A 15,657-nucleotide genomic window follows, 5' to 3' on the forward strand; every position below is an offset into this window, starting at 1 on the left:
GTCTGGTAAGCAGCTTTACACTCAGACCATTACCGTTACCTGGGGTTCGCCATGACGACATTAGATGAAGAAGATCGCCGCGAATACTACCGTATCGACGACATGATCGCACTCCAAATCAAAAGCCTGTCTGCCCCCCAAGCGGCGAGCAAGGAAGTGTTGCTGGATGATTCCCCGCTGTTCAACCTGCTCAGTGAACTGCACCTGAGCGAATTCGAGTCCCAGCACCTGCTGCGCCAGCTCGGCGAGCGCGACCGCACCCTCGCCGCCTTCCTCAAGGTGCAGAACAAACGCATGGATTTGCTCAGCCAGGTCATGGCGCAAAGCCTGCTGGGCGAGATCGGCGCACCGCAGCCGGTGATCATCTCCGAAGGCGGCATCGACTTCCAGCACCCCACGGTACTCGCACCGGGCAGCCACCTGGCGGTCAAGCTGGTGCTGATGCCCCAGGCCCTTGGCCTGCTGCTAAGAGCCAAAGTCACCCATTGCGACCCAAAAGGCAGCGGCTTCGATGTGGGCACCGAGTTCGAATCCATGACCGACGCCCAGCGTCAGTTGCTGGCCCGCTACATACTGCAAAAGCAGGCCCAGGAACGGCGCCTGGCCCGGGAACAAAGCGACGGCCAAGACACCTGATCTCGTATCTATCCAGCCATTATCTGGCGAAAAGGAGCAACTGTGACCCTGATTTATGGCCATCGCGGCGCCAAAGGCGAAGCACCGGAAAACACCCTGACCAGCTTCCAGCAATGCCTCAAGCACGGCGTGCGCCGCTGCGAACTGGACTTGCACCTGTCCATGGACGGCGAGTTGATGGTGATCCACGACCCGACCCTCAAGCGCACTGCCGACCGCCGCGGCAAGGTGGTGGAATACTCCGCCGCCGACCTGGTGAAGATGGACGCGCGCAAAGGCGGCCCGGGCTGGGTCACCCCCTGCCCGATCCCGCGCCTGGAAGAGCTGTTCGAAAAGTGCGATTTCGACCACTGGCAACTGGAAGTCAAAAGCGCCTCACGCACCCGCGCCGCGACCACCGTGCTGGCGATTCGGGAAATGGCCCAGCGGTTTGGCCTGCTGGACAAGGTCACCGTGACCTCAAGCTCGCGGGAAGTATTGAAGGCCGCATTGGACCTGACGCCGGATCTGTCCCGTGGACTGGTGGCCGAATATGCCTGGCTCGACCCGCTGAAGGTCGCGCAGAACTATGGCTGTGAGATTCTGGCGTTGAACTGGACGCTGTGCACCCCCGAGCGACTGGAAAAAGCCCAGCGCCAGGGCTTGCACGTGTCCGTGTGGACAGTCAACGAACCCGCGCTGATGCGCAGGCTCGCCGACTTCGGCGTAGATAGCCTGATTACAGACTTTCCCGGTTTGGCCACTGCCACTCTCGGGAATTACTGAAATCGGTCTCCCCGGCCGGCTCAGGCCACCGGCCGGAGCCGCTCAAAAAAGCCGGTTGAGGCCGTCGTACGCGGCGACCCGATAGGCTTCGGCCATGGTCGGGTAGTTGAACGTGGTGTTCACAAAATACTTCAAGGTATTTTGCTCACCCGGCTGGTTCATGATGGCCTGGCCGATGTGCACGATCTCCGAGGCCTGGTAGCCGAAGCAATGCACGCCGAGCACTTCCAGGGTCTCGCGGTGGAACAGGATCTTCAGCATGCCTTGCGGCTCGCCGGCGATCTGCGCACGCGCCATGCTCTTGAAGAACGCCTTGCCCACTTCGTAAGGCACCTTGGCCTTGGTCAGTTCGTGTTCATTCTTGCCGATGGAGCTGATCTCGGGAATCGTGTAGATCCCGGTCGGCACATCATTCACGTAGCGCCAGCTGCCATTGTCGACAATGCTGCCAGCGGCCGAACGGCCCTGGTCGTGGGCGGCACTGGCCAGGCTCGGCCAGCCGATCACGTCACCCGCACCGTAGATGTTGGTGACGCAGGTGCGATAGTTCTCATCCACCTCGATCTGGCCACGGCTGTTGACCTTGACCCCGATGTTTTCCATGCCCAGCTTGTCGGTGTTGCCGGTACGGCCGTTGCACCAGAGCAAGGCGTCGGCCTTGATCTTCTTGCCGGACTTGAGGTGCAGGATCACCCCGTTGTCCAGGCCTTCAACGCGGTCGTATTCCTCATTGTGGCGCACGGTGATGTTGTTGTTGCTGAAGTGGTAGCTCAACGCCTGGGAAATTTCCGAGTCGAGGAAGCTCAGCAACTGGTCACGGTTATCCACCAGCTCCACCAGTACACCCAGGCCACTGAAGATCGAGGCGTATTCACAGCCAATCACGCCGGCGCCATAGATGATCAGTTTGCGCGGGGTGTGGCCCAGGCTGAGGATGGTGTCGCTATCGTAGATACGCGGGTGGTGGAAATCGATATCCGCCGGGCGATACGGGCGCGAACCGGTGGCGATGATGATGTGCTTGGCCACCAGCTTCTCGACCACGCCGTTGGCGCAGACCACTTCGACGGTTTGCTCGTCGGCGAAGCTGCCGGTGCCGAAGAACAGGTCGACACGGTTACGGGCGTAGTAGCCGGTACGCGAGGCGACTTGCTTGGAAATGACTTTCTCGGCGCTTTTCAGTACGTCCGGGAACGAGAACCAGCGCGGCTCACCAATGGCCCGGAACATCGGGTTGGTGTTGAACTGCATGATCTGGCGCACCGAGTGACGCAAGGCCTTGGACGGGATGGTGCCCAGGTGGGTGCAGTTACCGCCGACCTGACGACGGCTATCGACCATCGCCACCTTGCGTCCTGCTTTGGCGGCATTCATCGCCGCACCTTCTCCAGCTGGGCCGGAACCCAGTACCACCACGTCGTAGTTGTAGACAGCCATGCGTACTCCTCAGAACAGGCCAGGGCGCACGGTTGGGCGCCTGGCTAAATCATGCCGCGGCCAGCGGTCATGAAGGATCAAATAGGCTCAGGTGTGTGAGCCGGGGCACAGTCTATATAAGGCTCAACGCCGCGCACATTAACCCTTGGTCGCGTCGTAGGCCAGTTTTGCCTTTACTACACAGTATTGATTACGGCTTGACCGCCGTCAGTTGTTCGAACGCTTTGTTGCTGCGTGTGACGAAAGCATCCCCCTCACGCATCACAAAAAATGCCGCGATTTGCTGTTTTTCTGCATAGTCCCAACCCTCTTCCGGCCCCAGCACCAACAGCAAGGTCGACAAACCATCGGCCATCAGCGCCGAAGGCTCCAGTACCGTGACCGACGCCAGGTGGTGGGTGATAGGTGCGCCGGTCCGGGCATCGAGGGTGTGGGAATAGCGGCGACCATCCTGCTGGAAATAATTGCGATAGTCACCTGAAGTAGACACGCCGAAACCGTCCACCGCGATAATCCGCTGCGCGACCTGCTGGTCATCACGAGGCTCCTCCAGGGCCACGCGCCAGGGCGTACCGTCGGGTTTTCGCCCGGCAGCCTTGAGCTCGCCGGTCACTTCGACCAGGTAGCGCTGAATACCCAACTGCCCCAGCCGCTCGGCAATCCGGTCCACCGTGTAGCCGGCGGCGATGCTGTTGAAATCCACCTGCACTGCCGCGTCCTTGCACAACTGGCCAGCGTCGACACGCAGGTGCTGATGGCCGACATGCTGGCGTGCCTGGGCCAATGCCATGGGGTCCGGGATCTTGACTTGCCGCGCCTGGGGACCGAAGCCCCACAGGTTCAGCAGTGGCTCGACCGTCAGGTCAAACGCCCCGCCACTGGCCTGGGACAACTGCTCGCCGGTGCGCACCAAGTGCAGGATCGGCTCGGGCATCGGTTGGCACGTGTTGGCCGGCAGGTCATTGAAGCGCTCGATGTCGGAGTCGCTGCGATAGGTCGACATCTGCCGGTCAACCTCGGCAAGGATGCTCTCGACCTGCGGCTGGACAACCCCGGCCGCCGGCGTCCCGGAGGTGCGCACGTATTTGATCGAATACGTGCTGCCCATGGTCGGGCCGCCAAAAGCCTCCAGCACCTCACCGTTGCCGCAGCCCGCCAAGATCGCCAGCAAAGCCACCACCACCGCGTATCGCAAACCGCCCATAAGCCACACAACCTTATCGCTACTGAAACTGAATGAAGCCGCACTCAAACATATTTCCGGGGCGGGCCATTATGCGGCATGTGGTCGCCTGATGAGGCCTGGCCCGAGGCAAATAGCCAGCTTGCTAACGGTTTTTGTTGCTCGCCAACACGGATACACATATGGTTACAAAACTCTTTGGCGCCACCGCGCGCCCGGATCCAGCAGCACGGACGAACAACGACCAGGGATTTCCAACAAGATAGCCAGTTGAGTAAATGACATGTCCAGCACCACGGGCAAAGGCAAGGCGATCTTTCGCGTTGTCAGCGGTAACTTCCTTGAAATGTTCGATTTCATGGTCTACGGCTTCTACGCCACGGCCATCGCCAAAACCTTCTTCCCTGCCGACAGCGCCTTTGCGTCCCTGATGTTATCCCTGGCGACCTTCGGTGCCGGGTTCTTGATGCGCCCGCTGGGGGCGATCTTCCTTGGCGCCTACATCGACCGCCACGGCCGTAAAAAGGGCCTGGTGATCACCCTGGCCATGATGGCCGCCGGTACCGTGCTGATCGCCTGCGTGCCCGGCTACGCCACCCTCGGGGTGGCTGCCCCGCTGATCGTGCTGTTTGGCCGGTTGCTGCAGGGATTCTCCGCCGGCGTGGAACTGGGCGGGGTCTCGGTGTACCTGGCGGAAATCGCCACGCCGGGGCGCAAGGGCTTCTTCGTCAGTTGGCAGTCCGCCAGCCAACAAGCTGCGGTGGTATTCGCCGGCCTGTTGGGCGTGGGCCTGAATCACTGGCTGAGCCCAGAGGAAATGGGGGAATGGGGCTGGCGCGTACCGTTCCTGATCGGCTGTCTGATCGTGCCGGTGATCTTCGTGATTCGCCGCTCCCTGGAAGAAACCCCGGAATTCCAGGCACGTAAACACCGCCCTACCCTGCAGGAAATCATCCACTCGATTGGCCAGAACTTCGGCATCGTTGTGGCAGGCATGGCGCTGGTGGTGATGACCACCGTGTCGTTCTACCTGATCACCGCCTATACACCGACCTTCGGCAAGGCCGAGTTGCACCTGTCAGACCTGGATGCGTTGCTGGTCACCGTGTGCGTAGGTATTTCCAACTTTATCTGGCTGCCGGTGATGGGCGCGGTGTCCGACAAGATCGGCCGTAAGCCGCTGCTGCTCGGTGCGACGATCCTGGCGATTCTTACGGCCTACCCGGCGCTGTCGTGGCTGGTGGTCAACCCGAGTTTCAGTCACCTGCTGATCGTGCTGTTGTGGCTGTCGTTCCTGTATGGCTCATACAACGGCGCCATGGTGGTGGCGCTGACCGAGATCATGCCGGTGCAGGTCCGCACCACCGGTTTCTCCCTGGCCTACAGCCTGGCGACCGCGACCTTTGGCGGCTTTACTCCAGCGGCCTGTACCTACCTGATCCATGTGCTGGATAACAAGGCCGCGCCGGGGATCTGGCTCAGCGGGGCAGCGGTGCTGGGGTTGATTGCGACCTTGGTGCTGTTCAAGGGTAACCGGCATGAACTGCGTACGGCGCAGGCTTCGGTGGTCGGTGGGGCCTGACAGATCGCTATCGCGGGCAAGCCCGCGATGAGCAGAGGTATCTACACAACTTTGCCGCAACGCCTAAATCTAGGCAGATAGCGCAGTTGTGGCGAGCGGGCTTGTCGGAACGCCGCATCGCCCGCGCTGGGCTGCGAAGCAGCCCCAATAAGCCGAATGCGTTGTACCAGATACACCGCAGCGGCTGGTTTTAGGGCTGCTTCGCACCCCAGCACGGGCGATGCGGCGTTCCGACAAGCCCGCTCGCCACAGCGAAGTTCGTCAGTTTCTGAAAGTTGTGTAGATACCTATGCCGCGATGAGGCCTTAAACCCCAACACAAAACCCCCAGGCATAAAAAAGCCCCGAACCAGTCGGGGCTTTTTCATTTAGCGCTGATGCTTAGCGTGGGAACGCAGGCGGGTTGACCCCGGCCATGTCTTCCATCACACGAACCACCTGGCAGCTGTAACCGAACTCGTTGTCGTACCAAACGTACAGTACAACGCGGTTATCCTGGGTGATGGTCGCTTCAGCATCCACCACACCGGCGTGGCGCGAGCCAACGAAGTCGGTGGACACCACTTCCTGGGAATTGACGAAGTCGATTTGCTTATGCAGATCGGAGTGCAGCGCCATGTAGCGCAGGTACTCGTTCATCTCTTCACGGGTGGCGGCTTTCTCAAGGTTGAGGTTGAGAATGGCCATCGACACGTTCGGCGTGGGTACACGGATCGCGTTACCGGTCAGCTTGCCGGCCAGCTCAGGCAGGGCCTTGGCAGCAGCGGTGGCAGCACCGGTCTCGGTGATGACCATGTTCAGCGCGGCGCTACGGCCACGGCGATCGCCCTTGTGGAAGTTGTCGATCAGGTTCTGGTCGTTGGTGTACGAGTGAACGGTTTCGACGTGACCGTTGATGATGCCGAACTTGTCATTCACAGCCTTGAGCACCGGCACGATGGCGTTGGTGGTGCAGGAAGCGGCGGACACGATCTTGTCGTCAGCGGTGATTTCGTTGTGGTTGATACCGTGAACGATGTTCTTCAGCTTGCCCTTGCCAGGCGCGGTCAACACAACGCGATCGACACCCGGGCAGGCCAGGTGCTGGCCCAGGCCGTCGGCATCACGCCATACACCGGTGTTGTCCACCAGCAATGCGTTCTGGATCCCGTACTGGGTGTAATCCACCTCGGTCGGGTTCTTCGCGTAGATCACCTGGATCAGGTTACCGTTGGCGGTGATGGTGTTGTTTTCTTCGTCGATGGTGATGGTGCCATTGAACGAACCGTGTACCGAGTCGCGGCGCAAGAGGCTGGCGCGCTTGGTCAGGTCATTCTCGGCGCCTTTGCGCACGACAATGGCCCGCAGGCGCAGGCCGTCGCCACCGCCGGTTTTTTCGATGAGGATGCGTGCCAGCAGGCGGCCGATACGACCGAAGCCGTAGAGCACAACGTCAGTGCCTTTACGGGCGGCGGCGTTCTGCTGGCCAACGACTTCGGCCAGCTCTTCACGCACGAACTGCTCGGCGCTGCGGCCATTGCCTTGGGCGCGGAATTTGAACGCCAACTTGCCCAGGTCTACGGAGGCCGCGCCGAGCTTGAGCTCGCTCATGGCTTTAAGCAGAGGGAATGTTTCGTGGACGGAGAGTTCGCTATCGTCGGCAGAACGATGGCGAGCAAAGCGATGAGCCTTGAGAATCGCGATGACTGATTGGTTGATCAGGCTGCGGCCATAGATCGAGCTCACCACATTGTTATTGCGGTACAGCTGACCGATAAGCGGGATCATCGCTTCTGCGAGTGCTTCACGGTCGATCCATTCACCAAGACACTGGTCGGGCTTCTGAGTCACGGGAACCTTCCACATGTAGGGGCTGAAAAAAGGGGCTACATTATGCCGCCCGACCGCCCCTGGAGCAATGCGCGCCACGCAACAAAAGCCCTTGCAAATAATTTTCACCGCGCTACAAGCCAGTAAATACGCGGCTTCCAGCGCACCCCCCGGAGAAAGACCAGGGCGTGTTGTCCGTAACCCTCCGAAACATACGTGCATTTTGGCACTACATATTGAGTCAAAACCGCACATTGTTTGTCTTAGCCACTACATTTCCTACAAACCGTAATAGGCACAGTCAGCAACTGACAGGCGGCACTCCAGGCCGTTACAATTACCGACTTTGTCGCAACGCTGGAGCTCAACCTTCCGTGCCCGTCCTGCGTCTACCGCTACTCCCTGCCGAGGCAGGTAAACAGCATTGGGGCAATTTGCCCGGTGCCGCCCTGAGCCTGGCCATTGCCGAGGCTGCCAGTGCAGCCAAACGCTTTACCCTGCTGCTGACCGCCGACAGCCAAAGTGCCGAACGGCTAGAGCAGGAGCTGAGCTTCTTCGCCCCCGATTTGCCGGTGCTGCATTTCCCGGACTGGGAGACCCTGCCCTACGACTTGTTCTCCCCGCACCAGGACATCATTTCCCAGCGCATCGCCAGCCTGTACCGCTTGCCGGAACTGGCCCACGGTGTGCTGGTGGTGCCGATCACCACGGCCCTGCACCGCCTGGCGCCGACCAAGTTTCTGCTGGGCAGCAGCCTGGTGTTGGATATCGGCCAGAAGCTCGATGTAGAGCAGATGCGCACCCGTCTTGAAGCCAGCGGCTATCGCTGCGTCGATACGGTGTACGAGCATGGTGAGTTCGCCGTGCGCGGCGCGCTGATCGACCTGTTCCCGATGGGCAGCAAACTGCCCTACCGCATCGACCTGTTCGACGACGAAATCGAGACCCTGCGTACCTTCGACCCGGAAAACCAGCGGTCCATCGACAAAGTGCAATCGATCAAGCTGCTGCCGGCCCGGGAATTCCCCCTGCAAAAAGACGCGGTCACACGCTTCAAGGCGCGCTTTCGCGAACGCTTCGACGTGGACTTCCGCCGCTGCCCGATCTTCCAGGACCTGAGCAGCGGGATTACCCCCGCCGGTATCGAGTACTACCTGCCGCTGTTCTTCGATGAAACCTCGACCCTGTTCGATTACCTGCCCCAGGACACCCAGGTGTTCTCGCTGCCCGGCATCGAACAGGCCGCGGAAAATTTCTGGAACGACGTACGCAACCGTTACGAAGAGCGCCGCGTCGATCCCTCCCGGCCTTTATTGCCGCCTGCCGAGCTGTTCCTGCCGGTGGAAGACTGCTTTGCCCGCCTGAAGAACTGGCCGCGCGTGGTCGCCAGCCAGCAGGATGTAGAAGCCGGTGTCGGTCGCGAACGCTTCCCGGCCCAAACCCTGCCGAACCTGGCCATCGAAGCCAAGGCCACCCAGCCGCTGCAAGCATTGTCCGACTTCCTTGGCGATTTCCCGGGCCGCGTGCTGTTTACCGCCGAATCCGCCGGGCGCCGCGAAGTGCTGCTGGAGTTGCTGGAACGCCTGAAGCTGCGGCCAAAAACCGTCGACAGCTGGCCGGACTTCGTGGCCGGCAAGGACCGCATGGCGATCACCATTGCCCCGCTCAACGAAGGCTTGCAACTGGATGATCCGGCCCTGGCGCTGATTGCCGAGAGCCCGCTGTTCGGCCAACGCGTGATGCAGCGCCGGCGCCGGGAAAAACGCGCCGACGCCAACAACGATGCGGTCATCAAGAACCTCACCGAACTGCGCGAAGGCGCACCGGTGGTGCATATCGACCACGGCGTGGGGCGCTACCTGGGCCTGCAGACCCTGGAGATCGACAACCAGGCCGCCGAATTCCTCACTATGGAATACGCCGAGGGCGCCAAGCTCTACGTCCCGGTGGCCAACCTGCACCTGATCGCGCGCTACACCGGCAGTGACGACGCCCTCGCGCCGTTGCACCGCCTGGGCTCCGAGACCTGGCAGAAAGCCAAGCGCAAGGCCGCCGAACAGGTGCGCGACGTGGCCGCCGAACTGCTGGACATCTATGCCCGCCGCGCGGCCCGCGAAGGTTATGCGTTCGCCGACCCGAAGGCCGACTACGCCACCTTCAGCGCCGGCTTCGCCTTCGAAGAAACCCCGGACCAGCAAACCACCATCGACGCCGTGCGCGCCGACATGCTCGCGCCCAAGCCCATGGACCGCCTGGTCTGCGGCGATGTGGGCTTCGGCAAGACTGAAGTGGCGATGCGTGCCGCGTTTATCGCAGTGCATGGTGGCCGCCAGGTGGCGATCCTGGTACCGACCACCCTGCTCGCCCAGCAGCACTACAACAGCTTCCGCGACCGCTTTGCCGATTGGCCGGTGACTGTGGAAGTAATGAGCCGCTTCAAGTCGGCCAAGGAAGTGAATGCCGCTGTCGCCGATCTGGCCGAAGGCAAGATCGATATCGTCATCGGCACCCACAAACTGCTGTCGGACGACGTAAAAATCAAGAACCTGGGCCTGGTGATCATCGACGAGGAGCACCGCTTTGGCGTGCGCCAGAAGGAGCAGCTCAAGGCCCTGCGCAGCGAGGTCGATATCCTCACCCTGACTGCCACACCAATCCCGCGCACGCTGAACATGGCGGTGTCGGGCATGCGCGACCTGTCGATCATCGCCACGCCGCCAGCGCGGCGCTTGTCGGTGCGCACGTTCGTCATGGAGCAGAACAACAGCACGATCAAGGAAGCCCTGCTGCGCGAATTGCTGCGCGGCGGCCAGGTCTACTACCTGCACAACGACGTAAAAACCATCGAGAAATGCGCCGCCGACCTCGCCGAACTGGTGCCGGAAGCGCGGATCGGCATCGGCCACGGGCAGATGCGCGAACGCGAACTCGAACAGGTGATGAGCGACTTCTACCACAAGCGCTTCAACGTGCTGATCGCCTCGACCATTATCGAGACCGGTATCGACGTGCCAAGCGCCAACACCATCATTATCGAGCGTGCGGACAAGTTCGGCCTGGCACAACTGCACCAGTTGCGTGGTCGGGTCGGCCGCAGTCACCACCAGGCCTATGCCTACCTGCTGACGCCACCGCGCCAGCAAATCACTGGCGACGCGGAAAAACGCCTGGAGGCCATCGCCAACACCCAGGACCTGGGCGCAGGCTTTGTGCTGGCCACCAACGACCTGGAAATCCGTGGTGCCGGCGAACTGCTGGGCGACGGCCAGAGCGGGCAGATCCAGGCGGTGGGCTTCACCCTCTATATGGAGATGCTCGAGCGCGCGGTGAAGGCCATCCGCAAAGGCGAGCAACCGAACCTCGACCAGCCACTGGGCGGCGGCCCGGAAATCAACCTGCGCCTGCCGGCGTTGATCCCCGAGGACTACCTGCCGGATGTGCATGCGCGGCTGATCCTGTACAAGCGCATCGCCTCGGCCACCGACGAAGAAGGCCTCAAGGACCTGCAAGTGGAGATGATCGACCGCTTCGGCCTGCTGCCGGAACCGACCAAGAACCTGGTGCGCCTGACCCTGCTCAAATTGCAGGCCGAGCAACTGGGGATCAAGAAGGTCGATGCGGGTCCTCAGGGTGGGCGTATCGAATTCGAAGCGCAGACGCCGGTGGACCCGTTGGTGTTGATCAAGTTGATCCAGGGCCAGCCTAACCGCTACAAATTCGAAGGCGCCACGTTATTCAAGTTCATGGTACCGATGGAACGTGCCGAAGAGCGCTTTAATACATTGGAGGCGCTGTTTGAGCGCCTCATCCCCAAATCTGCTTGAAGGACGCCCCATGCGCCTGCTTCGTATCCTGAGCCTGTTGTTGGTGGTAGTCGCACCTTCGGCGTTTGCCGACAGCCTCTACCAGGTGGAAATGATCCTGATCCGCCAGAATGCGGAACCGGTCATCAACAGCCGGCCGGCCCCAGAAAACTGGGATGCCGGCGCTCCACGCCAGGGGATCGAGAAAATCAGCCCGCCGCGCCTGACCAACATCGTCGAAAAACTCCAGGCCAACGGCGATTACACCGTGCTGCTGCACAAGGCCTGGGAGCAGAACCTGGGCGAACAGCCCGTGAAGGTGAAAATCACCGACGGCCAGGAACAGTTCGGCCAGTTCCCCATCCAGGGCACCCTGGACCTGCAGTTGGGGCGCTTTACCCGGATTGATGCGAGCTTCTGGCTCAACCAGTTCGACAACCACGGCAGCGTGATTGCCAGTGAGCACCTGAGCCAGCCGGACGTGCGCACCAAGAACAACCAGCTCAACTACCTGGACGGCGGCCACCTGGCCCTGCTGATCAAGATCACCTCCCTCACGGCCAAGCCACCGAGCGCACCACCGCCCGGCCTGGCGGACTGATCCAGCGCCATGCCCCTGCCGTCGTCGCTGACCAAACCCCTGGCGCCTTCCTGGGCTAACCGCTTCAAGGAGCAAAGCCTGGAGCGCGGCCGGCGCTACGCCCTGGAAAACCGCGTGCGCATCGTCGAGTCGGGCGACAGCACCATCATCGCCAGTTGCGAAGGCTCAGGCGGTAATGTCTACCGCCAGACCATCGCCCTGCGCGAGTCGGCCAAGGGCACCTTGATCCTGGTGGACAGCCGCTGCACCTGCCCCGTGCATACCAACTGCAAACACATTGCCGCAGTGCTGCTGCAGGTCCAGGAAACCCTGGCCTATCCGGCAGCGGCCAAGGATGCCGAGCTGCTGGAAAAGCTCCAGGCCGTGCTCGACAACCGCGTGGTGCTGCCTCAAGTGGTGCTCGAGGATGTGCAGCCCATTCCGCGGCTGTGGCTGGCCAGCATCGAGTTCAGCGCCTTTGAGCCGCGCAACGGCAAGATGCAGCGCTACATCCAGCACCGGGCGGCGCTGTCGTTCAATTATCAGGGCAACTACGTCAGCGGCCAGAAAAACGCCGATATCATTGTGCGCCAGGAAACCCAGAGCCTGCGGATCAAGCGCCACCCCGAGGTCGAGCAAGGTTTTCGCGAACACCTGCGCTTGCTGGGTTTCAAGATCGCCACGCGCCAGAGCAAGGCCTTGCCGGAGAGCGCCGGCGAGCTGTTTGAGATGGTCAACGACAGTGCCTGGCTGAACTTCACTCTCAACGCCTCGCCGAGCCTGCGTGCGGAGGGCTGGGAGCTGCAGATCGATGAAGATTTCGGCTTCGACCTGAGCCCCGTCGATGACTGGTACGCCAGCGTCGATGAAGTGCCGGAGCGCGACTGGTTCGACCTGGAGCTGGGGATCATCGTCAATGGCGAACGCCTGAGCCTGTTGCCGATCCTGTTGAACCTGATGCGCTCCCACACCGAAATCCTCAACCCGGAAAAACTCGCGCGCCGCCGCGACGACGAACTGATCCTGGTGAACATCCCCGGCCTGCCCAATGGCGGCCACGGCCCGCTGCAAGTGGCGCTGCCCTATGGCCGGCTCAAACCGGTGCTGGCCACCCTCGGCGAGTTCTACCTGCAAGAGCCCGGCAGCACCGCCTTGCGCCTGGCCAAGGCCGACGCCATTCGCCTCAACCCGCTGGAAGACCTGCCCCTGCAATGGGAAGGCGGCGAACAGATCCGCAACTTTGCCCAGCGCCTGCGCGATATCAAGGACTTCACCTGCACAGCACCCGAGGGCCTGAATGCGACCTTGCGCCCCTACCAGCTCGAAGGCCTGAGCTGGATGCAGTCCCTGCGCCAACTGGAAGTGGGCGGGATTCTTGCGGACGACATGGGCCTGGGCAAAACCCTACAGACCCTGGCGCATATTCTCAGCGAAAAAATCGCCGGGCGCCTGGACCGGCCGTGCATGGTCGTGATGCCCACCAGCCTGATCCCCAACTGGCTCGACGAAGCGGCGCACTTCACCCCGCAACTCAAGGTGCTGGCGCTGTATGGAGCCGCACGCAAGAAGCACTTCGCACAACTGCAGGATTATGACCTGCTGCTGACCACCTATGCCCTGCTGCCCAAGGACATCGAGCAACTGGCCGCGCAGCCGCTGCATGTGCTGATCCTCGATGAAGCCCAATACATCAAGAACCCCACCAGCAAGGCCGCCCAGGCCGCCCGCGAGCTGAATGCCCGGCAGCGCCTGTGCCTGAGCGGCACACCGCTGGAAAATCACCTGGGCGAGCTGTGGTCGCTGTTCCACTTCCTGCTGCCGGGTTGGCTGGGGGATGTTAAGAGCTTCAACCGCGATTACCGCGTGCCCATCGAAAAACGCGGCAGCGACGTGCGATTGCAGCACCTCAACGGTCGGATCAAACCGTTCTTGCTGCGCCGCACCAAGGAACAGGTGGCCACTGAGTTGCCACCCAAGACCGAGATCATCCATTGGGTCGATCTCAATGAAGCGCAGCGCGACGTGTACGAAACCATGCGCCTGGCCATGGACAAGAAGGTGCGCGACGAAATCACCCGCAAGGGCGTGGCCCGCAGCCAGATCATCATCCTTGAAGCGCTGCTCAAGCTGCGCCAGGTCTGTTGCGACCTGCGCCTGGTCAACGATGCAACGCTGCCAGCGCGCGGCAGCAGCTCCGGCAAGCTCGACAGCCTGATGGAGATGCTCGACGAGCTATTTGCCGAAGGGCGCAGGATCCTGCTGTTTTCCCAGTTCACCTCAATGCTCAGCCTGATTGAGATCGAGCTGAAAAAACGCGGTGTCGCCTATGCCTTGCTGACCGGCCAGACCCGCGATCGGCGCACGCCGGTGAAGGATTTCCAGAGCGGCAAGTTGCAGATCTTCCTCATCAGCCTCAAGGCTGGTGGCGTCGGGCTTAACCTGACCGAAGCCGACACCGTGATCCACTACGACCCGTGGTGGAACCCGGCCACGGAAAACCAGGCCACCGACCGTGCGTATCGCATCGGCCAGGAGAAGCCGGTGTTTGTGTACAAGATGATTGCGCGCGGCACTGTGGAAGAGAAGATCCAGGCGTTGCAGCAAGAGAAGTCAGACCTGGCGGCGGGCGTGCTGGATGGTCGCACCACTGGCGACTGGAAGTTGGGCAACGAAGATATCGAGGCGCTGTTTGCGCCGTTGCCCAATAAGCAAGAGAAGCGTTGACTGCCAGGTCGCTATCGCAGGCAAGCCACACATTTTGATCTGTGAATAGATTCAAGTGTGGGAGCTGGCTTGCCTGCGATAGGCGCACCTCAATCTCATTCGATCAACTGAGCATCCCGAAGCGCACCGAGCGCCGCCAACCAACGCGGGTCCTGCTTATAGTCAGTCGAGGCAATCGCCTGCCCACGCATCCGGGCAATCCGCGCCGACGGCGTGACCTTCATGCGCTGGGCGGCACTCAGGGCCAACTCGGCGGCCGCACGGTCATTGCACACCAGCCCCATATCGCAACCCGCGCTCAAGGCCGCCTCGATACGGCTCGCCGCATCCCCCACCACATGGGCACCGGCCATGGACAGGTCATCACTGAAAATCACCCCATCGAACTGCAACTCACCGCGCAGGATGTCTTGCAACCAACGGCGCGAAAAGCCGGCCGGCTGGTTATCCACCTGGGGGTAAATGACATGGGCCGGCATGACGGCGGCCAATTGCTTGCTCAAGCGCGCGAACGGCACCAGGTCATGGCTGCGAAGCTGCTCCAGGCTGCGTTCATCCACGGGAATGGCGACGTGGGAATCAGCCTCGGCCCAACCATGACCCGGAAAGTGCTTGCCGGTGGCGGCCATACCGGCGCTGTTCATGCCTCGGATAAAGGCGCCGGCCAACAACGCGGCACGCTCGGGATCACCTTCGAACGCACGTGTACCTACGACGGCGCTGCGCTGGTAATCGAGGTCCAGCACCGGGGCGAAGCTCAGGTCCAGGCCAACGGCCAACACTTCTGTGGCCATGACCCAGCCACACTGCTCGGCCAGGTATTCGGCATTGGGATTATCTGCCAGGGCACGCATGGCCGGCAGGCGGACAAACCCCTGGCGCAGGCGCTGGACACGGCCGCCTTCCTGGTCGACAGCCAGCAACAGGTCCGGGCGCACCGCGCGAATGGCAGCGCTCAATTCCCGCACCTGGCGCGGATGTTCGATGTTGCGCGCAAAAATGATCAGGCCGCCCACTTCAGGCTGGCGCAACAAGTGGCGATCCTCAGCCGTCAGCCAGGTGCCGGCGACGTCCACCATCAAAGAGCCTTGCAGGGCAGCAGTCATAAATTTTCCTTGAATGACGCGCGCACTCCACCG

General features: G+C 61.6%; 10 protein-coding genes. 6 read left to right on the forward strand and 4 right to left on the reverse strand.

Features of this window, described 5'->3' with window-relative positions; genetic code table 11:
• The first annotated feature begins 51 nt into the window (after window positions 1-51).
• Both GDV60_RS18905 and GDV60_RS18910 read left to right on the forward strand, forming a co-directional pair.
• Entirely contained in the window at window positions 52-636 is a 585-nt protein-coding gene (locus GDV60_RS18905) for a PilZ domain-containing protein (protein ID WP_029300107.1), read from the forward strand.
• A gap of 42 nt (window positions 637-678) precedes the next feature.
• On the forward strand, window positions 679-1,401 hold the full coding sequence (locus GDV60_RS18910) for a glycerophosphodiester phosphodiesterase (protein ID WP_029300106.1): 723 nt from the start codon (window positions 679-681) through the stop codon (window positions 1,399-1,401).
• A gap of 42 nt (window positions 1,402-1,443) precedes the next feature.
• Here the strand turns inward: GDV60_RS18910 and sthA are convergent, their stop codons facing one another.
• Window positions 1,444-2,838, reverse strand: a complete 1,395-nt coding sequence (gene sthA, locus GDV60_RS18915) for a Si-specific NAD(P)(+) transhydrogenase (protein WP_024074093.1) — start codon at window positions 2,836-2,838, stop codon at window positions 1,444-1,446.
• A 190-nt stretch (window positions 2,839-3,028) separates the two neighbouring features.
• The gene (locus tag GDV60_RS18920; protein ID WP_178121313.1) at window positions 3,029-4,042 is read right to left on the reverse strand and encodes an FAD:protein FMN transferase; all 1,014 of its coding nucleotides are present in this window, start codon (window positions 4,040-4,042) and stop codon (window positions 3,029-3,031) included.
• Between the two features lie 262 nt (window positions 4,043-4,304).
• Between GDV60_RS18920 and GDV60_RS18925 the strand changes: the two genes are divergently transcribed.
• Window positions 4,305-5,603: an MFS transporter gene (locus GDV60_RS18925; protein WP_159908438.1), complete on the forward strand. Its 1,299-nt coding sequence runs from the start codon at window positions 4,305-4,307 to the stop codon at window positions 5,601-5,603.
• 380 nt (window positions 5,604-5,983) lie between these two features.
• On the opposite strand, the gene GDV60_RS18930 is transcribed toward GDV60_RS18925, so the two are convergent.
• On the reverse strand, window positions 5,984-7,447 hold the full coding sequence (locus GDV60_RS18930; RefSeq protein ID WP_029300102.1) for a glyceraldehyde-3-phosphate dehydrogenase: 1,464 nt from the start codon (window positions 7,445-7,447) through the stop codon (window positions 5,984-5,986).
• 338 nt (window positions 7,448-7,785) lie between these two features.
• Between GDV60_RS18930 and mfd the strand changes: the two genes are divergently transcribed.
• Genes mfd through GDV60_RS18945 form a run of 3 tightly spaced genes read left to right on the forward strand, consistent with a single transcriptional unit; the run spans window position 7,786 to window position 14,518 of the window.
• The gene (gene mfd, locus GDV60_RS18935; protein ID WP_159908440.1) at window positions 7,786-11,235 is read left to right on the forward strand and encodes a transcription-repair coupling factor; all 3,450 of its coding nucleotides are present in this window, start codon (window positions 7,786-7,788) and stop codon (window positions 11,233-11,235) included.
• A gap of 10 nt (window positions 11,236-11,245) precedes the next feature.
• Window positions 11,246-11,815 carry a CsiV family protein gene (locus GDV60_RS18940; protein WP_029300100.1) on the forward strand — a complete coding sequence of 190 codons (570 nt, stop codon included), beginning with the start codon at window positions 11,246-11,248 and terminating at the stop codon, window positions 11,813-11,815.
• A gap of 9 nt (window positions 11,816-11,824) precedes the next feature.
• Window positions 11,825-14,518, forward strand: coding sequence for a DEAD/DEAH box helicase (locus GDV60_RS18945; protein ID WP_070994691.1), 2,694 nt, complete (start codon window positions 11,825-11,827; stop codon window positions 14,516-14,518).
• Window positions 14,519-14,613: 95 nt separating this feature from the next.
• On the opposite strand, the gene nagZ is transcribed toward GDV60_RS18945, so the two are convergent.
• Entirely contained in the window at window positions 14,614-15,612 is a 999-nt protein-coding gene (gene nagZ / locus GDV60_RS18950; protein WP_169851773.1) for a beta-N-acetylhexosaminidase, read from the reverse strand.
• Between the last annotated feature and the right edge of the window lie 45 nt (window positions 15,613-15,657).

This window comes from Pseudomonas sp. DTU12.1, assembly GCF_009873475.1.
GTDB classification, from domain to species: Bacteria; Pseudomonadota; Gammaproteobacteria; order Pseudomonadales; family Pseudomonadaceae; genus Aquipseudomonas; species Aquipseudomonas proteolytica.